Raw genomic sequence first — 21,068 nt, forward strand, 5'->3', positions numbered from 1 at the left:
GGTATAAGCGCGCCACCAGGCGACACAGCAGGTCAACCGGAGGAGATGACAAACCTACCCAGAGTTGCGAAGGCAAGAGACCCTCGATGACAACACAGGTCAGACCGGCATACCGAAAACCTGGCGTGCCCACAGTTTACGAGAACGATAGGGNGATAAGGACGGTATGTGCGCATGCTCATCAAGGCCAGAAGCCAAGAGTCGCTTCGATAACAGGCCGGATATATGGTAGCAACTTGTCCCTGCCATCGAGATCTAATGCCTTGCAAATGGGGAGGAGACCATATATGGATAAGCGATAGCACATCCATCTTCACGGCTACTTCGACAAATCGATATTCCGGCCGCTTTTCAGAATCTCTGCCGTGCGCACATTGAGATAATCGTAGAAATTCTTCGGGTATTTCACATAGTGCCGCTCTCCCACGTAGCGCAACACTTCCTGAAAATGGTAGGTGAACAGCAGGCCGTCGATACGGCTGATCTCCCGGCCCTGGTCGAACAGCACGATACCGGGCCGGTAGGTCAGCCCCAGTTGCTCGGCAAACGCCTTTGGCGTGGTGTTGTTACCCGTCGGATCGATGATCGGATCAGTGGCGTTGGCATCCAGCCTGACAAAGGTAAAATTCTCCAGAACCTTCAGGATTTCCGGGTTTTTCAAGTGTCCGTCATGCAGGGCATCGCAGGCGTCGCAACTGCTGTCTTCAAACAGCACGGCCAGCGGTTTGTCCGCCACCGATTGCAGGTCGCTGGTCGATTGCAGCATCGGGTGGTCGCGGAAGCGGTATAGCGGCGTGGTCTGCTGCTGCTCGATAAATCGGCTCAGGTTGGTCTGCAGGTAGGCCTTCTGCTGCACATAGTCGAGCGCATGTTTGAAAGCGGGGACCGAGCGGTAGCCGTTCAGGCGCAGCACGGTCTGGTTCTCCTTGTTCAGGAACAGAATGGTGGGGGTGTAACGCACCTTCAGAAGCTTGGCCAGCTCCTTCTCCGAGACGCTGGTACTGGCATCGAAAGCCACTTCCCGGTCGCCCTTGATATTGATCTGGATGACATCGAAATTTTCCCGAATGAACGGGGTGTAGGGGGCGTTGGCGAAGTTCTCGTCGGCCATCTTGGCGCAGTAGGGGCAGTCGTTCAGATGCATGAACAGGATCACATGCTTGCCCGCCGCGGCGGCCTCTTCCGCGTCTTCGGCAATATCCAGAAAACTCTCTTTGAACCAGGCCGGGTGTACGGTTGGAACACCGCCGGTCAGTTTACCCGGTTCGGTGGCCGCGGCCGCCTGCAGGCTGAACTGCGCACAGCAGACGAGTCCGATGATGCCGAGTAGTCGGTTGAGCATAACGCATCCTCCCTGGGATTCTTTTCGGCCGCTATCCGGCTCGTATTATAAAATTCCTGCATAGGGGCGTTCTGTGTGTTGCCCGTGCCGCAGGATATGCCCGCCATTATTAGCCACGGCGTGACGCTTGTCTATTGTGTCGCGAAGAGCAACAGCAGGGTCACCAGGTTGGTGAGAAAAAGCAGTGCCGTCAGGGTTTTCCAGAAACCCAGTGGATGTCGCTCCAATAACGGCTTCTGCCTGAGGGTGATCAGCTCCAGGTTGGGATGGGTCATGTCTTGCAGGAATTCTGAGAGTGCCTCGTAACGTTTTTCCGGCAGTGGATGGGTGGCCTTTCTCAGTGCGCCATCGATCCAGGCGGGGACGGCCGGATTATGCTCCCGGGCGGATTGATAACCCATTTTGCGAGCCGGGAGTGCCTGCTCATGGTCGCCATAGGGCAATGTGCCGGTCAGCATCTCGTAGGCGATGACGCCGAGGGAGAAAATATCGGAGCGGTGACTGCCCGGGGTGCCGTCAAGATACTCGGGGGCCGTGTAGTTGATGGTGCCCAGAGGGATCTGGGAGTTGTTGTTGTGCTGTTCCTGTACCCCGGCAATTCGGGTCGAGCCGAAGTCGATAATCTTCAGAATGCCGTTTTTGTTGATCAGGATGTTGTCCGGTTTCAGGTCCTGGTGAATCATCTCCATACGGTGGAAAGCGCGCAGACCGCTGATGATCTGGGTGAGATATTCGCGTGTCTGCTCCAGATCCATCTGGCCCAGGTCGTCCATACGTTGTCGCAGTGTCTGTCCATCCAGGTATTCGGTGACGTGATACAGAAAACGCCGGCGACCCGGTTTATGCACCTTCAGGACATGGGGGTTGTTGATGCGTCGCCCGATCCACTCCTCGTTAAGGAATCCGTTGAGAAAGTCCGGGTCATCGCTGAAATTGACCGAAGGGGTTTTCAAGGCTACTCGTTCCCCGGTCTCGTCATTGATTGCCAGGTAGACCTCGCTGCGTTTACTGGCATGAATTTCACGCATGATCTGAAAGCCGTCAATGTTCATGCCGGGCAGCAGGTTGGGTGGAAATGGCAGCTCCGCCACCCGTTGATAGATGTCATCGATCTGCTCGTCGGGCAGTGCCATCACCTTGAGCAGCTGGCAGGTAACATTGTCGTTGCTGCCCTGTTCCAGGGCCGTCACGGTAATCGCATTGGCCGCCTGCTGCAGATTGCCCTGATGCTCCCTGAGCAGTTTCTGCAATTGCCGGTCGGTGAGAAAATCGTGCACGCCGTCGGTGGTGAAAAGCAGCAGGTCGTTTACCTGGAGCGCCAGGGAGCGATAGTCGATCTCCAGGTGGCTGTCGATGCCCATGGCACGGGACAACAGGTCCTGGTCCCTGGAGACCCAGACCCGATGATCCTTGGTCTGCTGTTTCAGTTTCTGTTCGCGATAGAGATAGATGCGGCTGTCACCCACATGGAACAGATGGGCGGTAGTGGATTTGATTACCGCCACACTGAGAGTGGTGACCATCCCCTTGGGCGAGTCGTAGCGGCTCTGCCCCTGACCACAGAGCCAGGTGTTGAGTGCACTGAGAATCTTGCTGGCCGAGGTCTTTACACTCCAGGACTCGGGGGTACTGAAGTAGTCATTGAGAAAGCCGGTGACACAGATCTGGCTCGCTTCATGACCGCCCTCGCTGCTGCTCATGCCGTCGGCGATGACCGCCGCCACGCCCTTGCTCAACAGCAGATCATCGGGCGGGATGCGCGCGTCCGCCGCATCGGCGTTTTGCGACTTGGCGCCGGTTTCGGTGCAGCAGGCGTAATCGATTTCGAGACGGCTGGTCATCTGTATTCTGTGTGCGTGAAAGGTCTGTCCGGATCACCCGCCGGGCGTTCATGCGCCCGGGCGGGCATCAGTGCCGATCAACTGACGTCGATCATCTGTACCGTACCGTCCGGCATCACCTCGGCGGTCTGACCCTCCGGCTCATCCAGGAACTGCACGGCGCCCAGCGTGACAATGGCCGCACCGGCAATCACCAGGAAAAACAGCTGCGGCGTGACAAAGGAGAAGACGGTCAGGAACAGCACTGCGCCTACATTACCATAAGCGCCCGCCATGCCGGCTACCTGTCCGGTCATGCGCCGCTTCACCAGCGGTACGATCGCGAACACCGCGCCCTCTCCCGCCTGCACGAAAAATGAGCAAGCCATGGTAGCGAGCACCGCCAGGGCAATGGGCCATTCGGGAGTGATGCTGCTGAGTACAAGGTAGCCGACCGCCAGACCGCCGATCAGAATGGTCAGTGATTTTTTGCGCCCAAACCGGTCGCTGAACAGACCGCCTGTGGGTCGCGCCAGCAGGTTCATGAAGGCATAACCGGAGGCGAGCAGTCCGGCCTGTACCAGGGAGAGGTCGAAGGTCTCCTTGAAGAACAGCGGCAGCATCGACACCACGGCCAGTTCAGAACCGAAGGTGACCAGATAGGCCACGTCCAGGATCGCCACCTGTTTGAACTTGTAGCGGTGTATCTTCGCGACCGGCCGGATAAAGATGTGGCCGTTGATACGCCATACCTGCAGGGTCTGATACCCATAGAGCAGAACCAGTCCGACGTATATGCTGTAGGTGACGGCCTCGTCCAGCATGCCCAGGTTGGTCGGGCCCAGCTTCCAGGTCAGCACCGCCAGGGCGGCGTACATGGGAATATTCATCAGCAGGTAGAAGAAGAAGTCGCCCTTGCTGGTGACCTCCATGGCGCCGGTCTTTTTCGGTTTGAAATAGGTCGATCCCTTGGGGGTGTTGCGCGCCAGCCTGTAATAGATGATCGAGTAGACCAGGGTGATGACACCGGTGGAGGCGATGGCATAACGCCAACCCTCGTCGCCGCCATACAGCAGAGCGATGGTCGGCAGTGAAAGAGCGGCGGCGGCGGAACCGAAGTTACCCCAGCCGCCATAGATGCCTTCGGCCAGTCCGACCTGTCGGGCCGGGAACCACTCGCCGATCATGCGGATACCGATAACAAACCCGGCACCGACAAAACCGAGCAGGAAACGGCTGATGGCCAATGCCTCGAACGAGTCCGCCATGGCAAAAGCAAAGCAGATAAAACTGGATATAAACAGCAGCGCGGAGTAGACGATGCGCGGTCCCAGCTTGTCCACCAGCATACCGATAATAATGCGTGCCGGGATGGTCAGGGCGACGTTCAGGATCAACAGTGCCTTCACCTCCTGCGCGGTCAGTCCCAGGGTCTGCTGGATCGACGCCAGCAATGGGGCGTGATTGAACCAAACCATAAAAGAGAGGAAAAACGCGAACCAGGTGATATGCAGCGTTCGGGTCTTTCCGCTGAATGAAAAGAGACTTAACTTGCTTTCCGACATAGTGATGCTCCAGAGATAGACAACAATGGCCTGTCTTTAGCATTGCTTGTGCCAGTTTTATAACCAACTGATTATTAAAACAAAAAACAAACATCGTTGAGGTTGGTCAAGGATTTCAGCACTCTACGGGTGCAATAAAACAGGGATTTGCCCAATTTCGGGTCAGTATTGTTCTCACCTTTTCGGCCTGCCATATTTCAGTGCACGCGGTCACCCGCAGGCACCATGTTGAATCATTTTCCAGATACACATCTCCCCCGTTGTTACCGGCAAACCGCGACCTTGCCGCCCTGGCAACAAGTTGGCATAGCGGTTGCAAAAGGACGGTATGAATTTGGATATTTGATCGACCCGATCTGTCTGAGAGGCAAAACATGAAAGAGCGATTGGTATTAATAGGCAACGGCATGGCCGGCGTGCGAACCCTGGAGGAGTTGCTGAAGCTGGAGCCGAATAAATATGACATTACGGTATTCGGTTCCGAGCCTCACCCGAACTACAACCGCATCCTGCTCTCACCGGTGCTGGCGGGTGAGAAACAGTTTGATGAAATCGTTCTGAACAGGCGGGAATGGTATCAGCAGCACGACATTGCCTTGCATAGTGGTTCGCCGGTGGTTGAGATCAACCGGGTGCAACGCAAAGTGGTCGCTGCCAACGGGGTAGAGGCCGGGTACGACCGGCTGCTGCTGGCGACCGGTTCCTCGCCGTTCATTATACCCGTCCCCGGTGCCTCCCTGGAGGGCGTGATCAGTTTTCGTGATATCCACGATGTGGAACAGATGCTGGCGGCGTCACGTCAGTACAAAAGGGCCGTGGTGATCGGCGGTGGCCTGCTGGGACTGGAAGCGGCCAACGGCCTGATCAAACAGGGTATGGACGTATCCGTTGTCCATCTCATGGATACCCTGATGGAACGCCAGCTGGATGCGGCGGCCGGTGCCATGCTGAAACGATCTCTCGAAGAGAACGGCATGCACTTTCTGATGGGTGCGCAAACCGAGGCGATTCTGGGTGACAAGCGTGTCGAAGCGGTACGCTTCGCCGACGGTTCGGTGGTGGATGCCGACCTGGTGGTAATGGCCGTGGGTATCCGTCCCAATATCGAGCTGGCCAGGCAGGCCGGTCTCTATTGCGAGCGCGGCGTGGTGGTCAACGACACTATGCAGACCTACGATCCACGCATCTATGCCCTGGGCGAGTGCGTACAGCACCGCGACACCTGCTATGGCCTGGTGGCACCACTGTTTGAGCAGGCCAAGGTGTGCGCCAACCATCTGGCCGAGCTGGGCTATGGTCGTTATGAAGGTTCGGTCACCTCCACCAAACTCAAGGTGACCGGTATCGACCTCTTCTCCGCCGGGGATTTTCACGGTGACGAACAGACTGAAGAGATCGTGTTTCAGGATCAGGCCGGTGGTACGTATAAAAAGCTGGTTATCAAGGACAATCGCATCAGCGGCGCGGTGCTCTACGGCAACACCGTGGACGGTGCCTGGTACTTCCAGTTGATGCGTGAAGGCACCGATATCTCCGACATGCGCGAGAGCCTGCTGTTCGGCGAAGCGGCCCATCTCGGCAGCTCCGGCCACGGCGGCCAGTCCAAGGCCTCGGCCATGGGCGACGAGGCCCAGGTGTGCGACTGTAACGGCGTCTGCAAGGGCGATATCGTCAAGGCGATCACCAGCGAGGGTCTGTTCACCGTGGATGAGGTGAAGGCCCATACCAAGGCCGGGGCCTCGTGCGGTTCCTGTGTCGGTCTGGTGGAACAGATCCTGGCCAACACCCTGGGCGGTGACTACTCGGCGCCGGAGGCCAAACCGCTCTGCGCCTGTACCGACTTTACCCACGACCAGGTGCGTTCCACAATTCGTGAATATGAACTGACCGACAAGCAGGGCGTATTCGACAAGATGGATTGGCGCACCCCGGACGGTTGCCATGTCTGTCGCCCGGCCATCAACTACTACCTGATCTCCGCCTGGCCGGGCAAGGCGCAGGATGATGCCCAGTCCCGTTTCGTCAACGAGCGGGTGCACGGCAATATTCAGAAGGATGGTACCTTCTCGGTGATCCCGCGCATCCTCGGCGGCAAGACCACGCCCGATGAATTGCGCGCCATCGCCGACGCGGCGGATAAATTCAATGTCGGCGAAGTCAATCTGACCGGCGGCCAGCGCATCAACATGCTGGGGGTGAAGAAGGAGGATCTGCCGGCCATGTGGGCGTTCCTCACCGAACGCGGCCTGGTCTCGGGACACGCCTACGGCAAGGCGCTACGCACGGTGAAAACCTGTGTCGGTTCCACCTGGTGCCGTTTCGGTACCCAGGACTCCACCGGGCTCGGTATTCAACTGGAAGAGATGACCTGGGCCTCCTGGATGCCGCACAAATTCAAGATGGCGGTCTCCGGTTGTCCGCGCAACTGTGCCGAGGCGACCATAAAGGATTTCGGCGTGGTCTGTGTTGATTCCGGTTACGAACTGCATATCGGCGGAAACGGCGGGGTCAAGGTGCGCGCCACCGATGTCCTTTGCCGTGTCACAACGGAAGAGGAGGTGATGGAGCACTGCGCCGCCTTTATCCAGCTCTACCGGGAAGAGGCGCGCTACCTGGAGCGCACCGCGCCCTGGATCGAACGCATTGGACTCTCCTATATCAAGAAACGCATCCTGGAAGATGTTGATGGCAGGAAGGCGTTGTATACGCGTTTCCTGGAATCCCAGGACGTAGCCCAGCACGACCCCTGGACCGTGCGCGCCAAGGGAGCGGAAGCCCACGAGTTCACCCCGATAAAACAGATAGGAGAGTGATATGTCAGCAGTCATGAGTGAAAAGTGGGTGGAGATCGGCAAGCTGGATGAAATACCCCGGCTGGGTTCCAGGGTGGTGCGCACCGCAACGGATGAGATCGCCATCTTCCGTGCCGCGGATGACAGCGTGTTCGCACTCTCCAACCGCTGCCCGCACAAACAGGGTCCGCTCTCCGAGGGTATCCTGCACGGTCACCGGGTCACTTGCCCGCTGCACAACTGGGTGATCGAGCTGGAAAACGGCGAGGCCGTCGCCCCTGACGTGGGCTGTGCCAGGAGCTACCCGGTGCGCCTGGAAGGGGAGACGATCATGCTGGCTATCTGACGGTCAGCCGTGGGCGACCCGATTGCGGCCGTCACGCTTGGCCTGGTAGAGGGCCGCGTCCGCCCGCTTGATCACGGGCTCGATCCGCCGGTCATCGGCATTGAGGGTGGTCACGCCAATACTGGCGGTGACCTCGATCGCCTCGCCCTGGTAATCCAGCGGTTCCCGCGCCAGACCGGCGCGAATGCGCTCGGCGGCGGCCAGTGCATCGTCCAGTGTGGTTTCCGGCAGCAGAATACAGAACTCCTCGCCGCCCCAGCGTGCCGGGACATCGACCTCCCGAAGTTGCGCCTTAACAAGCTGTGAGACCCGCATGAGTACAAAGTCGCCGGCGTCGTGGCCATAGCGGTCGTTGACCTTCTTGAAGTGATCCAGATCCAGCAGCAGCACCGCGCTGTCCCGCTGGTAACGGTCCTTGCGCAACAGCTCGTCCCGGAAGTGGCGCTGGAAATAGTGCCGGTTGCCGAGGCCGGTGAGGGCGTCGTGGGTGGCCTGCTCCTGCAACATTAATTCAAGCTGCTTGGTTCCACTGATATCAATCATATAACCGGACCAGATGGCCGGCTGATCACCTTGCGGGGGGTTCTTCTTCGAGGAGACTCTGATCCACTTCTCCTTGCCCGAGGCTAAAACGACCCGGGTATCCATGGAAAAAGTCACTTCCTCCCGGTTGGTCTTCAGATCAAGCTCCCTGAAGCGAGTCAGGTCGTCCGGATGGATCAGGTTCCAGAACCTGTCCATATCCGCCAGAAAATCTTCAGGGGGGATGCCCAGTAGCTCCAGCGAATAGGCGCTGCAGTAGAGGCAGTGGCTGATGCCGTCATGGTTGATAATGTAGTCGTACAGCATCGCCGGGAGACTGCGGGTGAAACGGTCGAAGCGCTCCGCCTTCTCGCGCAGCTCCCTCAACTCCTGCGTGGTGGCATCGCTCTGTGTTTCAGGGGTGTCATCCATCAGCGTTCAAGGTGTATATGGCTGGAGATCATCGGGGTTATTCACATCAATGATGCTCAACAGGAAAAGCAACAGACCGCGCCCCGGAAAACAGCGTGGACGGGATGCCGCCAACAGACCGGCTGAAGCGCCAACCGGCCACTGAATCCTAGCAGATTCGGGTGGCCCGGGATACGCGTGGAGCCGTAAAACACCTTCTGAAAAGCGGAACCCTGATACCCGTCAACCTAACAGCCGCTGGAGTACTATGTGGGGCAATACAATGACACAATGACAAAAACGCAGTATGGGTAGATTGGGGTGAAGCATGAACCCCAACATCTGGGGCACCTGCATGGAAGTCCGTTGGGGTTCCTACGTCACCCCAACCTACGGGCTCTCAAAAAAGTAACAAAACAGAATGCTTGATTGCAATGTTGACCTCAGTTTTGCATCCGCAAAAGATTGCAAATTATGGCAAATCAGATAGAAATTAATAAACTATCCAGTCGAATTCAGCGACTGGTGTCGTAAAACTGCCAGAACAAATCACGGATTGTTTCTTGAAATATTATTTCTATGAATTGGATATATGCAGTAGTAAGCGTTGTGGTTGAACTGGATAGGCGTCGGGTGTTTCACGACACGTGTCGTATTTAGAATTCACCGGCAGATCAAAATCGCGAACTAACATCTTGTAATTACTAGGAATCTAATGGATACTTTGGTTTTTTAATAGGCGGATAGGCGTCGTAGGGATAGACGTCCTGTGTTGCTGAATAATGCTGTTGGGCGTGTAAAGAGTCATGAGTCTAGACGTACTCGTAGTTGCCAAAGCCAATGCGATCCCGAGTGCTGAGCAATGGGCGGCGGCAATTTCGGATGAGGGCTTCAGTGTCGTGTTCCCCAGTGATTTCGACACCCGTGCATCAAGTGGCTTCTTGCCAAGTAACGTGGCTGGGCAAGGCTTTGAGTATTCGTTCGGTGGGTTGTTGCGTGAGGATATTGATTCCTTCGATATCGCACCGCAACATGCGGAAAACATAAGAGCATCAGATTCCTTGGTGGGTTTGCACTACAAAGATGAGCCCAGCTTTGAATTGATCAAAGCCGCATCCGCAGTACTTGCCAAACTCACTGGTGGAATCGTGATCGAAGCGGAATCTGGCGCATCAATGAACGCGAAGGAGGCGTTGGCTTGGGCCCGTGGAGAACTTGAGCCCGTCCCGCTCTGCTCCAGTCATCGTGCGATCCATAAACCGGGTATATCGGGAGTTACTTGGGTCAAAATCGCCTTGGTAATTTCGATTGCATGCGTTTGGATTTTTCGCTGGCTCAGTGAGTGAGTGCGCCCAACAAGTTGTTCCAGCGGACACCGAATACTCCGCTGCTGTTTGCGAATGCCTTCGGCATTTTGCCGCAAACAGCCACTCCGTGTTCGGCGCCGCTGAACTAGGCGTTAGAAGCAAACCAAATGAGATATGGAGCACTCGGGCCAAGGGCTTTAAAGCTTTATCTAAGGAATGGCATCATTTTTGTTGTGTCGGGACTTATATGGTGGGGCAGTTTTGAAGTTATATGTCTGGTGGGACTGAAAGAATATGCTTTCTGGTTGTCGTTTCCATTCTGGCTAGTTGCTGCACTAGCGATACTTGGTATTTACAGCATCGGTCCACTAGGTAAGGGTTTTAAAGAAGCAGTTATAGCTGATGAAAAAGAAGAAAAAGAATTACATAAAGCCAAACAACCGTGGGAGTGAGAATAGCTTCTAACAAGGCGCTGTTGTCGCTCACTGTCGTTCGCTGGGACGTCCTCGCTCACGCTCGGCCGCCCCAAAGCTAAAACGTTATGCATAAATTCCAGGAGGAGGAAGTAAATGGCAACGAATAAGAATCAGCACTTTGTTCCAAGGTGCTATCTTAAGCCATTTACTTTAGATGGAGAAAATAAAGTAATTAACCTATTTAACATTGACAGGGAAAGGCACATTCATTTTGCTCCCGTAAAACATCAATGTTCTCGAGATTATTTCTACGGTGACAACCCACAGTTAGAAAGTGCAATTCAATTTGTAGAAAGATCATATGCATCAACAATAAAAGAACTGCTCGTGGATGGGAAGAAACTGAACGCAAAACACAAGACCATATTAAGGCGTTTTTGGCTCCTTCAACACCTACGCACTGAGGCAGCATGTAAGGGCGCGGCAGAAATGAATAATGAAATGGGAAGTACTTTTCGGGCAGAAATCAAAGATTTCAAGATAAGTATAAAAGACGCAGTAGAAATGGCAATGATGACCTACGCAGATAGCATGGATATTGTTGACGACTTAAAGGTTTGTCTGTTCAAAAATAAAACAAGGACTCCATTTGTAACCTCTGACGATCCAGCAGTATTATCAAATAAATGGCATCTCAGTGACAAAAGGGCGAATTTTATGTCGTTTGGAATGCATTCTGCTGGGGCTCTATTGTTTCTACCTCTAAGTCCAAAGGTTCTGTGTCTGTGCTATGACGGAGATGTTTATTCAATTGGTCATACAAATGGCTGGGTGCCGGTAAAAAACGAAAGAGACATTAAACACTTTAACCAATTACAGTTAGCTAACTGTATGGCCAACATATATTATCAAGATAAGGATCATTCCAGCTCTATCAATAAACTATATGAAGAAACGTTCCATATTCGTCCTGAACGGAGACACCGATTTAATTATGCAGTTTTTGACTACGAAGAAAATGGTTACGAGAGATACAGAGTCGTAGAGAAAGAGGAACTACAAGAAAATGATAATGCTTTGTTTCATTACGAATCTATCCACCCTGAACCAACTAATTGGCCTCAACATATAAAAGTAAGAAGGAATGGGGCGGTTTATACCAATGATACTCGGGTAGGCTATATTCGTTATGAAAAGATCAAGGAGAGAACGTCGGGAGGCTTTCGTCGTGAAAGACCTGGGGTGTAAAATATGTCTAACAAGACGCTCGTTCGGACGCAAACTACGTTGCGCTTCGTTTTCACCGCACAGCTTTAACGTTATACCCCGAGGTGGACCAAATGAGAAAACTCGTTAGTTCAGGTTCCCACTTGGAAGAGCCGATTGGGTTTTCGAGAGCATGTAGAGTCGGAAATGTGATTTCTGTCTCCGGCACGGCACCTATAAAAAATGGTGAAACCGCTTGCATCGGGGACGTTTATGGGCAGACCAAGTATTGCTTGGAATTATCCATTCAGGCTATTCAAGAAGCTGGCGGGAACCCGACTGACATCATCAGAACCCGTATCATGCTTACTGATATATCTCGTTGGGAAGAAGCAGCAAAGGCACATGGAGAGCTATTTTCTACAATAAAACCCGCCTGCACTTTCGTTGAAGTTAGTCGCTTTATAGATCTAACGTGGCTTGTAGAGACGGAAGTTGATTGTGTCTTGGATCAGGTATAACAGGATCAAAGGGGTCACCCTGATCTTGCATTGATCCTTAATCCAGCTGCTGCTGGATGGAGCTGGCACAGTAGTATCCAGCCCTGTCGATTTCCGCCTCCCGCTCCATACAGCTTCGCCAGCCCTGTGCACGCGTTATCTCTATCGGTGTTGCATCGAAGTCGATCCAGTAGAAGTGGCGCTTGGTCGCCGATGATGTGGCGTGCCCGAACTCGCTGAACCGGTAGCGTCCGGCGATGCAGTGGCTCTCCAGGATTTTGACCTGGGCCGTGTTGAAGATCCCTTCCACCACCTTCTGCTTCACTTCGCACTGAGCCTGGCCATCAGTCTCGATAAAGGATGCGCTGACGTTACCTGCGGCATTCTGGGTAAGCAGTATCAGTAGGAAAAACATGTTCATGTCGTCATGTTACGGGATCGGTATCAGTCGGGTACAGTGCATTCTGACCCCATTGATTCCTGTTCATTGTTTCAGGCGATAGCCTGTTTTAAACATCCACCACACAATGCCGGAACAGATCCCCAAAAACAGCAGGATGACGCCCAGGCTGATGCCTACGTTGACGTCCGAGACCTCAAAAAAACTCCAACGAAACCCACTCACCAGATAAAGTACCGGGTTGAACAGGGTGATGGTCTGCCACAGGGGCGGTAACATACTGACCGAGTAGAAGGTTCCACCCAGGAACACCAGCGGCGTAATGATTAACAGGGGGACTATCTGTAATTTTTCGAAGTTGTTCGCCCACAGTCCGATAATAAAGCCCAACAGGCTGAACGAGACACAGGTCAGGATGAGAAACAGGGCCATCCAGATGGGATGATCGATGCGTAAATCAACAAAGAAACTGGCGGTAATCAGGATGATGGTGCCGATAATCAGCGACTTTGTCGCAGCGGCGCCGACATAGCCCAGCAGGATCTCGAAAAATGAGACCGGAGCTGACATGACCTCATAAACGGTACCAGTGAACTTGGGGAAAAAGATACCAAAGGAGGCGTTCGAAACGCTCTGCGTCAGAATTGACAGCATCATCAGACCAGGCACAATAAACAGTCCATAAGTTACGCCGTCAACCGACTGTATGCGTGAACCAATGGCCGATCCGAATACGATAAAATATAACGCTGTCGATAATACCGGTGATGCAATACTCTGGAACAGGGTATGCCAGGTACGCAACATCTCGTATTTATAGATGACTTTTACGGCTTGTAGATTCATGGTTGTGCCTGCACCAGGTTGACAAAAATATCCTGTAACGAGCTTTGCGTTGTATTGAGGTCTTTCATGGAAATCCCGGCTGAATGCATGGCCTGAAGCAGTGCCGTGATACCGGTGCTCTTGCCCTGGGTGTCGTAGGTGAAAATCAGTTCATGCCCATCGTCAGAAAGTTCCAGCGCATAAGAGGCCATTGATTCGGGGATTTCTTTAAGTGGCTCCTTGAGTTCGATAATCATCTGTTTGCGCCCCAGTTCCTGCATCAGGTTGGCTTTGTCATCGACCAGCAACAACTCCCCGTTATTGATGACGCCCACCCGGTCCGCGATCTGTTCAGCCTCTTCAATGTAGTGCGTGGTCAGGATGATGGTGACACCCGAATCACGCAGCCGGTTGACGATACGCCACATATCCTTGCGCAGCTCAACGTCAACCCCGGCGGTCGGTTCATCCAGAAACAGTATTTTCGGTTGATGGGACAGGGCCTTGGCGATCAACACCCGGCGCTTCATGCCACCCGAGAGCGTGCGCAGTTCGCCGTTGCGCTTATCCCACAAGGATAAATCTTTCAGCAGCTGTTCGAGATAGGCGTTATCGGCTTTTTTACCAAACAGGCCGCGACTGAAGCATAAGGTATCCCAGACCTTGTCAAAGGCTGCGAGGGTGAGTTCCTGCGGAACCAGCCCGATCCGCCTGCGGGTCTGTCGATAGTCTTTAATGATGTCAAAACCAGCTACGGAAACCGTGCCGGAAGTGGGTGACACCAAGCCGCATATCACCGAGATCAGTGTGGTTTTGCCGGCACCGTTCGGGCCCAGCAAGGCGAGTATCTCGCCCTCGCGGATATCGAGGTTGACCCGCTTGAGCGCCTGGTAGCCATTCTCATAGGTCTTGCAAAGATTGGAAATGGAAATGATTGTCGTCATGAGTGGATGATAAGCCAAAGGGGTTGGGTGGATGTTATTTTACACAGCCAAACGGCGTGGCATGTACCCCGTGCCCGCGCCGTTTGCAGCCCATAAAACCAATAGCCACCAAACTACTCCTCACTCGGCCACCCACTCACGGCCTTCACCTCAAGAAACTCCTCCAGTCCCCAGACACCGCCCTCGCGGCCATTGCCGGATTGCTTGTAGCCGCCGAAGGGTGAGCCGGCGCCCGGCGAGTGGCCGTTGATCTCCACCATGCCGGAGCGCAGTTGCCGTGCCACCCGCTTGGCCCGGGCGCTATCCTGGGTCTGGATATAGTTGGTCAGGCCGTAGACGGTATCGTTGGCGATGGTGATCGCCTCTTCCTCACTGTCGAAGGGGGTGATGGAGAGCACCGGGCCAAATATCTCTTCCCGGGCGATCTGCATATCCTGGCCGACATCGGCGAACACGGTGGGCCGGACGAAATAACCCCGATCAATGCCCTCCGGGCGACCCGGACCGCCAGCCACCAGGCGGGCGCCTTCATCGGTTCCCTGCTGGATCAACCGTTGGATCTTGTCGTACTGGGCCTGTGAGACCACCGGCCCGATATGCCGTCCCTCGTTTGCGGAGTGATCGACCGCCGTGCCCTCGGCAAGCTGGGCAGCGGTTTCGACCGCCTGTTGGTAGAGCGGCCGCTGTACCAGCATGCGGGTCGGTGCGTTGCAGGACTGGCCGCTGTTATTGAAACAATGGCGCAGCCCGCGCTTTATTGCGTTTTCGTCGGCATCCGCAAAGACCAGATTGGCGCCCTTGCCACCCAGCTCGAGGCTGACGCGCTTGACCGTGTCGGCGGCGCTCTTGGAGATCGCGATGCCTGCCCGGGTTGAACCGGTAAAGGAGATCATGTCCACGTCCGGGTGGGCGGTAAGCTGGCTGCCCACCCCGGCGCCGTCACCATTGACCAGGTTAAAGACGCCGGGCGGGAAGCCGGCCTGATCAATCATCTCGGCGAACAGCATGGCGGAGAGCGGTGAAATCTCGGAAGGCTTGAGCACCAGGGTGCAGCCGGTGGCCAGGGCCGGGATCACCTTGAGGGTGACCTGGTTCATAGGCCAGTTCCAGGGGGTGATCAGGCCACAAACGCCAACCGGTTCCAGCAGAATGCGGTCATTCGGTGCATGGGGGCCGAGTCGCCGCTCGAACTCAAATGTTTTCAGGGCACGGATAAAGTTCTTGATGTGCCAGATTCCGGCACCACACTGTGCTGTTTTTGCCAGGGATATGGGTGCGCCCATTTCGCTGGAGATGGCCTCTGCCATCTCGTTACTGCGTGCCTGGTAGATCTCCGCCAGTTTCTCCAGCAGTGCAAGACGCTGCTCCCGGTCGCTCTGGCTCCAGTCGCCAAAGGCGTTACGGGCGGCGGCAACGGCGGCATCGGTATCGGCCTGTCCGCCCAGTGCTATGGTGGCGCAGGGCTCCTCTGTGCTGGGGTTGATCACCTCCAACTCGACCGGCTTGATGGGGTCAACCCACTGCCCATTGATATAAAATGTACGCTTGTCCAACATGCCTCTTTTCCCTCGCTATTCTGGGGTTACTGCCTGTGCAGTAACTCGATACTACCATTTATAGACCGGTGACCTGTTCAACGGGTGGTAATAAATTTAGCAGTAATCAGCGGGGGACTCTGCAGGGCTGGTGACAATTGGACAAAGTTACCGGATTTCAGGAAAAGGGGAATAGAGACATAAAAGAATTACCCGGTGTTCATTCCTGCTGCCTGTAGGTGAAGTCAGATGCCTTGAGGCTACCGGTTTCTCTCGGGGAACGGGCACGGTAGGATGTGGCAATCACTCTCCGTGGAGCGGAAGGTCCGATAAAAATGTACCCACTGCCTGCGGTGGTGAAGTCCTTTGATGTTTGAGATGAAAACCATAACAATCGTATCAATACTCGTACTGTCATCGTTCTCCAGCTATGCCGATGTCTTGCAAACCCGTCGCGTGGATTCCGTAACAGGCGCGAAAACATGGGAAATTCAAGTTGACGGCGTGTTTTTCTCGCTGACCCAGCTGCTGCCTGACCAGGTCAGGGCATTTTATGTCAACCGGGGGTTTACGTTGGCGCAGATAGAACCCTATGCCTCTTCCTGTGTCTACATGACGGTGTTGCGCAATGACAATGCGCCAGGGGTTATCCACTATGTGAGCGGCAACTGGCCTGTTTCGGTGAACGGCCGGCATTATGAGTTGGTGCCGGTGAATCAATGGGTCGAGCGCCTTTCCGGTTCGGGAGTGAAAAAATCGGCAGTTATCGCCTTTCGCTGGGCACAGTTTCCACCCGAGCAGGAGTATCGGCCGGGAGGCGACTGGAACCAGGGAATGCTCTTCATGGGATTGTCTGCCGGTAGCCTGTTTGATATCACGGCGAAGTGAGATGTAGCGGGTAAAGAGTACCGGGCCAGACTTAAAGAGGTGCAATGTGCGGAATAAAAACCGATTCAATCTGTATGCAGCAGGGGCTGTGTTGTTCATGCTGTTTTCCAACCTGTCCCAGGCTGTCGGGTTACCACCGTTGACGCACAGTCTCACCCCTGGGGAAACAGTACGCGAGGCTCCCGCGTTGCGATTCCGGAATCTGGATGACGAAACTGTTGATCTAAGAGATTTGAGGGGAAAGGTCGTCGTGGTGAATTTCTGGGCAACATGGTGTCCGCCCTGCCGTCGTGAAATGGGATCACTGGAAAAACTGTACTGGGCGGTCAAGGACAAGAACGCGGAGGTGCTCGCTGTCAATATAGGCGAGGATATCGACACGGTATTCTCCTTTCTGGGCACGGTTGAACCATCCCCGAGTTTTCATATGCTATTTGATTACGATGCCGTATCGATGGATACATGGGGCGTTAAAGGCTTGCCGACAACCTACATTATTGGACCCGATGGACGCATTGCCTATAAAGCCGTAGGTGGGCGGGAGTTTGACCACCCCGAAATTTTGCGAAAAGTGATCGATTTGACAATCGATTAAGCAAAGGGATCTCACTGATTTGCGTCAAAGGTTATTTAATATGGACGACATACCGAATGTAATGAGAGGCCTCCAGCTAACGGGACATGGCGGCTTGGATAAACTGGTGCTTCGCGACGATATCCCAGTGCCTGTTCCTGGGCCTCGCGATGTATTGATAAAGATAAGCGCAGCCGGGGTTAACAATACCGATATCAATACCCGAATAGGGTGGTATTCGAAGTCAAACGGAGACAGTGAGGACGCAGGCTGGGCGGGAAATCCCATACAACTACCCCGAATCCAGGGTGCTGATGTTTGCGGCAAAGTTGTTGCCGTTGGAGAGCAAGTTGACACCAGTCTTCTGAATGAAAGAGTGTTGGTTGAGCCATGCATTCTGGAGGCAGGCGGCAAGGTCCTGGATCAACCCTGGTATTTTGGTTCCGAATGCGACGGTGGATTCGCTGAATACACGGTTGTTGCAGCCAGGCATGCCCATAAAATCAACAGCAAGCTCAGTGATATTGAACTCGCATCCTTTCCCTGCTCCTATTCCACCGCTGAAAACCTGCTTACCAGAGCCGAGGTCGGTGCAAAAGATGTCGTATTGGTAACTGGAGCATCAGGCGGTGTGGGTTCTGCTGTTGTTCAACTTGCCAAGGCGAGGAGGGCGCAGGTTATCGGGGTCACCTCACCATCCAAGGCAGACAGGATTATGGATCTTGGGGCTGATCGTACGCTTGCGAGAGATGCCAGTCTTGTTCAAGAGCTGGGAAATGGCACTGTTGATGTGGTGATTGATCTGGTGGCGGGCAAGCAGTGGCCGGATCTGTTGAATGTACTTAGGCCTTTTGGACGCTATGCCGTTTCAGGTGCTATTGCAGGCCCGTTTGTGGAGCTGGATGTCAGAACACTTTACCTGAAGGATTTGAGTTTGTTCGGCTGTACTGTTCTGGATGAGGTGGTTTTTCCAAACCTTATCAAGCGAATTGAGGCCGGTGAAGTCTCACCTGTCGTTGCAAAAACGTTTTCTCTAACCCAGATCCCGGAGGCGCAGCAACTATTCGAAACCAAGCAGCACGTCGGAAAGTTTGTGATCGATATATCCGATGACGGATAAGTGCGGTTCAACGCATCGCGCACTAAAACGACCGTGGTAGCAGGAAAATAGAAAACTGACAGGGACAAGGCAGTATGGTGTTTACCTGGATATCTTGGGACAGCCATACTGTCGCTCGCCCCCTTGCAATATATTGTTGCTCAATCAACCGATGATAGATATCCGATGACATCGCCCATGCGGTTCCATATCCGTAAATACCAGGACAGTGACCTACCAGCACTTGCCAAGATTTACCGTGGTTCAATTCGGCATTTGGGCGCAGAGTGCTATACGAAGGAGCAGGTCGAGGCATGGTCCGGTTTTTCGGAAGACATTCAGGCGTTTGACAATTGGCTTAAGGGCGCCACTACCTTTATAGCCGTTGATAGTGAAAATGCTTGTGTCGGATTTGGCGGCCTTGAAGCGCATGGGCGTATCTCTTCACTGTTCGTGTCGCCGGAATGGATGCGGAAGGGTGTTGGCGCCGGCGTATTGGGACATTTGCTGGAAGAGGCGGGGGCGCGGGCATTCAGCGTGGTCACAACAGAGGCGTCAGAGTTTTCCCGACCTTTGTTTGAACAACATGGGTTTGTTGTTACGGAAATCGAGCAGACGGAATTCAAAGGTGTGAAGTTCGCTCGATACGCCATGCAAGCCCGCCTCAAGCATGGATTCAAGTCGATGTAGAGATTGCGCTGATAAACCGCTCATTGACACCTCACGGAGAGGTGTCTATCTGGTGTGATTACGGGGAAAGGCGCGAGCGTTGCCTGGGTCTGGTTTCTTTTCAGTCTTGCTGGGCACGCTGCGCTTTGCCCATCCTGCTAACCGGAGGCGCGGTGCCGGAATCGGTCGAAACCGGCACCGGTCCGGGTCAGTCAGCGGCGAAGCAGTAGAAGTAGCCGTTACCGCCGGTTTTGGGCAGATCATCCTTACCGCAGCCACGCGTGCCATGGGCCGAGGTCCAGGAGGTATTGCCGCCGCCGTGACGGTCATGGTGCCCCACCTGGGCGCTGCCTTCGCCATTGCTCGTCCAGTTGTTGCAGGTGTGATCTGCATCATCCGGGAAATAGGCGGTGCCGTCATCCTGGCTGCCGGTCAGGATGTCATGCTGATTGGGTTTGTCGTAACGCCCCTTGATCCGGTTGCCGTTTTCATCCAGCGCCGTCTCAAGAGTAATTTTATTGTTGTACAGGTGCAGGTCGGTGAGATTGGCACCGATCAATACGCCGTGGGCGTTATACCAGGGACCGTTGCCTATTCTATCCCGGGCGGAAATACCCCGCTTGTCCGGTTCTTCGGTGCTGAGATAGGCACGCCACTCCCGGTTGCCTGCGCCGGCTGCCGTGGCCAGTTTTTGACAGTGCGCGTCGGCACCGGCGAGTCCGCCCAGGTTGGCGCTGTCACCCAAACCTATACTGGTGACAAAGAAGCCCATGGGGCGAAGTTCCTCCGCAGTCAGCATGAATGAACCGCAAAGGGCACTAGCGCCGAATAGTAGTGCAATGGCTTTGTGTTGCATTGTTGTCTCCTCCGTAAACTATTTTTGACTCCATAAACTCGCTACACAGCTTCAGTGTAGGATATTAAGTGTCCTGTATCGGGATTTTGAGTCTGAATTAAAATGCTGACAACGTAGAGTCTAGACCATCCCGATCCCAAGAAAAGTTTTAAATTCGCCTCGACTCGGGAAGCGGCGTCCCGGGCAAAATTATTCGGTCTAAAATACTGCGCTTATATGCTAAAAAGTCATTTGACCAAGTAAAATACTCAACTATTATTTTGGTGCGCAATTTGTGCATCCGCCCCGACGGGCGAAGGAGGTTTATCATGACTTTACGACTCGGCGACGAAGCCCCTGATTTCGTTGCGGAATCTACCCAGGGAAAGATCAAATTCCATGAATGGATCGGTGACGGTTGGGCAATTCTGTTCTCCCATCCCAAAGACTTCACCCCAGTCTGCACCACGGAACTGGGCTATCTGGCTGGCCTGAAATCGGAGTTTGACAAGCGTAACTGTAAGATCCTCGGTCTGAGCGTGGACCCGGTGGAAGACCACCAACGCTGGGCCAAGGATATCGAGGAGACCCAGGGCCACGCCTTGAACTACCCCTTGATCGGTGATACCGACCTCAAGGTAGCCAAGCTTTATGACATGATTCATCCCAATGCCGGTGACGATGCCCGCTCCCGCACCGCGGTGGATAATGCCACCGTGCGCTCGGTCTTCATTGTCGGCCCGGACAAGAAGATCAAGGTGATGCTCACTTACCCCATGAGCACCGGGCGCAATTTTGATGAGATCCTGCGCACCCTGGACTCTTGCCAGCTAACCGCGGCGTACCAGGTTGCGACGCCGGTGAACTGGCATATGGGTGAAGATGTCATCATTGTCCCGGTGGTATCGGATGCAGACGCCAAACGGAGCTTCCCCGAGGGGTGGAAGGCTCCCAAACCGTACATGCGTATCGTGCATCAATCGCAACTCAAACACTAAGCGTGTTTCCCCTTGGGAACCTCCGATTAAGCCTGGACGAAGTAGCTTGCGAGCCAGAATGATCAGGTTCAAGG

20 protein-coding genes are annotated in these 21,068 nt (G+C 54.3%); 11 read left to right on the forward strand and 9 right to left on the reverse strand.

All coding sequences use genetic code 11. The features are described from left to right. Positions 1-319: 319 nt before the first annotated feature. The 3 genes from A3GO_RS0117075 to A3GO_RS0117085 all read right to left on the reverse strand — a co-directional run bounded on the left by A3GO_RS0117075 (position 320) and on the right by A3GO_RS0117085 (position 4,727). On the reverse strand, positions 320-1,342 hold the full coding sequence (locus tag A3GO_RS0117075) for a thioredoxin family protein (protein ID WP_029134434.1): 1,023 nt from the start codon (positions 1,340-1,342) through the stop codon (positions 320-322). A 131-nt stretch (positions 1,343-1,473) separates the two neighbouring features. Continuing rightward, positions 1,474-3,183, reverse strand: coding sequence for a bifunctional protein-serine/threonine kinase/phosphatase (locus A3GO_RS0117080; RefSeq protein WP_037375784.1), 1,710 nt, complete (start codon positions 3,181-3,183; stop codon positions 1,474-1,476). A 77-nt stretch (positions 3,184-3,260) separates the two neighbouring features. Beyond that, positions 3,261-4,727, reverse strand: a complete 1,467-nt coding sequence (locus A3GO_RS0117085) for a NarK family nitrate/nitrite MFS transporter (protein WP_029134436.1) — start codon at positions 4,725-4,727, stop codon at positions 3,261-3,263. Between the two features lie 374 nt (positions 4,728-5,101). On the opposite strand from A3GO_RS0117085, the gene nirB reads away from it, so the two are divergent. Further along, a complete protein-coding gene (gene nirB, locus A3GO_RS0117090) occupies positions 5,102-7,540 on the forward strand; it encodes a nitrite reductase large subunit NirB (protein WP_029134437.1) in 2,439 nt (812 codons plus the stop codon). A 1-nt stretch (position 7,541) separates the two neighbouring features. Next, positions 7,542-7,865, forward strand: a complete 324-nt coding sequence (gene nirD, locus A3GO_RS0117095; protein ID WP_245621769.1) for a nitrite reductase small subunit NirD — start codon at positions 7,542-7,544, stop codon at positions 7,863-7,865. Positions 7,866-7,868: 3 nt separating this feature from the next. On the opposite strand, the gene A3GO_RS24300 is transcribed toward nirD, so the two are convergent. Further along, positions 7,869-8,819: a sensor domain-containing diguanylate cyclase gene (locus A3GO_RS24300; protein ID WP_051302523.1), complete on the reverse strand. Its 951-nt coding sequence runs from the start codon at positions 8,817-8,819 to the stop codon at positions 7,869-7,871. A gap of 785 nt (positions 8,820-9,604) precedes the next feature. Between A3GO_RS24300 and A3GO_RS0117105 the strand changes: the two genes are divergently transcribed. The 4 genes from A3GO_RS0117105 to A3GO_RS25850 all read left to right on the forward strand — a co-directional run bounded on the left by A3GO_RS0117105 (position 9,605) and on the right by A3GO_RS25850 (position 12,248). Next, a complete protein-coding gene (locus tag A3GO_RS0117105) occupies positions 9,605-10,144 on the forward strand; it encodes a hypothetical protein (RefSeq protein ID WP_029134439.1) in 540 nt (179 codons plus the stop codon). A gap of 128 nt (positions 10,145-10,272) precedes the next feature. Then, positions 10,273-10,557 (forward strand): hypothetical protein, encoded by a 285-nt coding sequence (locus A3GO_RS0117110; RefSeq protein WP_029134440.1) that lies wholly within the window; start codon positions 10,273-10,275, stop codon positions 10,555-10,557. 117 nt (positions 10,558-10,674) lie between these two features. After that, complete coding sequence (locus tag A3GO_RS0117115) at positions 10,675-11,769, forward strand: DUF4238 domain-containing protein (RefSeq protein ID WP_029134441.1); 1,095 nt, start codon at positions 10,675-10,677, stop codon at positions 11,767-11,769. A gap of 92 nt (positions 11,770-11,861) precedes the next feature. Further along, positions 11,862-12,248 (forward strand): RidA family protein, encoded by a 387-nt coding sequence (locus A3GO_RS25850; protein WP_029134442.1) that lies wholly within the window; start codon positions 11,862-11,864, stop codon positions 12,246-12,248. A gap of 37 nt (positions 12,249-12,285) precedes the next feature. Here A3GO_RS25850 and A3GO_RS0117125 read toward each other — a convergent pair whose 3' ends face one another. The 4 genes from A3GO_RS0117125 to A3GO_RS0117140 all read right to left on the reverse strand — a co-directional run bounded on the left by A3GO_RS0117125 (position 12,286) and on the right by A3GO_RS0117140 (position 15,952). Next, entirely contained in the window at positions 12,286-12,648 is a 363-nt protein-coding gene (locus A3GO_RS0117125; protein WP_029134443.1) for a hypothetical protein, read from the reverse strand. A 63-nt stretch (positions 12,649-12,711) separates the two neighbouring features. After that, complete coding sequence (locus A3GO_RS0117130) at positions 12,712-13,473, reverse strand: ABC transporter permease (RefSeq protein WP_029134444.1); 762 nt, start codon at positions 13,471-13,473, stop codon at positions 12,712-12,714. Continuing rightward, positions 13,470-14,396, reverse strand: a complete 927-nt coding sequence (locus A3GO_RS0117135; protein WP_029134445.1) for an ABC transporter ATP-binding protein — start codon at positions 14,394-14,396, stop codon at positions 13,470-13,472. The genes A3GO_RS0117130 and A3GO_RS0117135 overlap by 4 nt, the downstream gene beginning before the upstream one ends. Positions 14,397-14,509: 113 nt before the next feature. After that, positions 14,510-15,952 carry an aldehyde dehydrogenase family protein gene (locus A3GO_RS0117140; protein ID WP_029134446.1) on the reverse strand — a complete coding sequence of 481 codons (1,443 nt, stop codon included), beginning with the start codon at positions 15,950-15,952 and terminating at the stop codon, positions 14,510-14,512. A 357-nt stretch (positions 15,953-16,309) separates the two neighbouring features. On the opposite strand from A3GO_RS0117140, the gene A3GO_RS24305 reads away from it, so the two are divergent. From A3GO_RS24305 to A3GO_RS0117160, 4 genes are all read left to right on the forward strand, one after another. Further along, positions 16,310-16,819 carry a hypothetical protein gene (locus A3GO_RS24305; RefSeq protein ID WP_157606854.1) on the forward strand — a complete coding sequence of 170 codons (510 nt, stop codon included), beginning with the start codon at positions 16,310-16,312 and terminating at the stop codon, positions 16,817-16,819. Between the two features lie 46 nt (positions 16,820-16,865). Beyond that, the gene (locus A3GO_RS24310) at positions 16,866-17,414 is read left to right on the forward strand and encodes a TlpA family protein disulfide reductase (RefSeq protein WP_245621770.1); all 549 of its coding nucleotides are present in this window, start codon (positions 16,866-16,868) and stop codon (positions 17,412-17,414) included. Positions 17,415-17,508: 94 nt separating this feature from the next. Then, positions 17,509-18,513: an alcohol dehydrogenase family protein gene (locus tag A3GO_RS0117155; protein WP_335340057.1), complete on the forward strand. Its 1,005-nt coding sequence runs from the start codon at positions 17,509-17,511 to the stop codon at positions 18,511-18,513. Between the two features lie 165 nt (positions 18,514-18,678). Continuing rightward, on the forward strand, positions 18,679-19,182 hold the full coding sequence (locus tag A3GO_RS0117160; protein ID WP_084610193.1) for a GNAT family N-acetyltransferase: 504 nt from the start codon (positions 18,679-18,681) through the stop codon (positions 19,180-19,182). Positions 19,183-19,369: 187 nt separating this feature from the next. Here A3GO_RS0117160 and A3GO_RS0117165 read toward each other — a convergent pair whose 3' ends face one another. Next, a complete protein-coding gene (locus A3GO_RS0117165; RefSeq protein WP_037375789.1) occupies positions 19,370-20,017 on the reverse strand; it encodes a hypothetical protein in 648 nt (215 codons plus the stop codon). Positions 20,018-20,325: 308 nt separating this feature from the next. Between A3GO_RS0117165 and A3GO_RS0117170 the strand changes: the two genes are divergently transcribed. Further along, on the forward strand, positions 20,326-20,994 hold the full coding sequence (locus tag A3GO_RS0117170; RefSeq protein ID WP_029134451.1) for a peroxiredoxin: 669 nt from the start codon (positions 20,326-20,328) through the stop codon (positions 20,992-20,994). Positions 20,995-21,068: the final 74 nt, after the last annotated feature.

The sequence above is a fragment of the Sedimenticola selenatireducens DSM 17993 genome (assembly GCF_000428045.1).
GTDB lineage: Bacteria > Pseudomonadota > Gammaproteobacteria > Chromatiales > Chromatiaceae > Sedimenticola > Sedimenticola selenatireducens.

Excerpts from the sequence above, each read along its gene's own strand:
- A3GO_RS0117075 (WP_029134434.1), bottom strand. The coding sequence starts at position 1,342 with ATGCTCAACCGACTACTCGGCATCATCGGACTCGTCTGCTGTGCGCAG.
- A3GO_RS24305 (WP_157606854.1), top strand. The coding sequence starts at position 16,310 with ATGAAAACCATAACAATCGTATCAATACTCGTACTGTCATCGTTCTCC.
- A3GO_RS0117125 (WP_029134443.1), bottom strand. The coding sequence starts at position 12,648 with ATGAACATGTTTTTCCTACTGATACTGCTTACCCAGAATGCCGCAGGT.
- A3GO_RS0117085 (WP_029134436.1), bottom strand. The coding sequence starts at position 4,727 with ATGTCGGAAAGCAAGTTAAGTCTCTTTTCATTCAGCGGAAAGACCCGA.
- nirD (WP_245621769.1), top strand. The coding sequence starts at position 7,542 with ATGTCAGCAGTCATGAGTGAAAAGTGGGTGGAGATCGGCAAGCTGGAT.
- A3GO_RS0117160 (WP_084610193.1), top strand. The coding sequence starts at position 18,679 with ATGACATCGCCCATGCGGTTCCATATCCGTAAATACCAGGACAGTGAC.
- A3GO_RS25850 (WP_029134442.1), top strand. The coding sequence starts at position 11,862 with ATGAGAAAACTCGTTAGTTCAGGTTCCCACTTGGAAGAGCCGATTGGG.
- A3GO_RS24300 (WP_051302523.1), bottom strand. The coding sequence starts at position 8,819 with ATGGATGACACCCCTGAAACACAGAGCGATGCCACCACGCAGGAGTTG.
- A3GO_RS0117130 (WP_029134444.1), bottom strand. The coding sequence starts at position 13,473 with ATGAATCTACAAGCCGTAAAAGTCATCTATAAATACGAGATGTTGCGT.
- A3GO_RS0117115 (WP_029134441.1), top strand. The coding sequence starts at position 10,675 with ATGGCAACGAATAAGAATCAGCACTTTGTTCCAAGGTGCTATCTTAAG.
- A3GO_RS0117170 (WP_029134451.1), top strand. The coding sequence starts at position 20,326 with ATGACTTTACGACTCGGCGACGAAGCCCCTGATTTCGTTGCGGAATCT.
- nirB (WP_029134437.1), top strand. The coding sequence starts at position 5,102 with ATGAAAGAGCGATTGGTATTAATAGGCAACGGCATGGCCGGCGTGCGA.
- A3GO_RS0117140 (WP_029134446.1), bottom strand. The coding sequence starts at position 15,952 with ATGTTGGACAAGCGTACATTTTATATCAATGGGCAGTGGGTTGACCCC.
- A3GO_RS0117135 (WP_029134445.1), bottom strand. The coding sequence starts at position 14,396 with ATGACGACAATCATTTCCATTTCCAATCTTTGCAAGACCTATGAGAAT.
- A3GO_RS0117165 (WP_037375789.1), bottom strand. The coding sequence starts at position 20,017 with ATGCAACACAAAGCCATTGCACTACTATTCGGCGCTAGTGCCCTTTGC.
- A3GO_RS0117110 (WP_029134440.1), top strand. The coding sequence starts at position 10,273 with ATGAGATATGGAGCACTCGGGCCAAGGGCTTTAAAGCTTTATCTAAGG.
- A3GO_RS0117080 (WP_037375784.1), bottom strand. The coding sequence starts at position 3,183 with ATGACCAGCCGTCTCGAAATCGATTACGCCTGCTGCACCGAAACCGGC.
- A3GO_RS0117105 (WP_029134439.1), top strand. The coding sequence starts at position 9,605 with ATGAGTCTAGACGTACTCGTAGTTGCCAAAGCCAATGCGATCCCGAGT.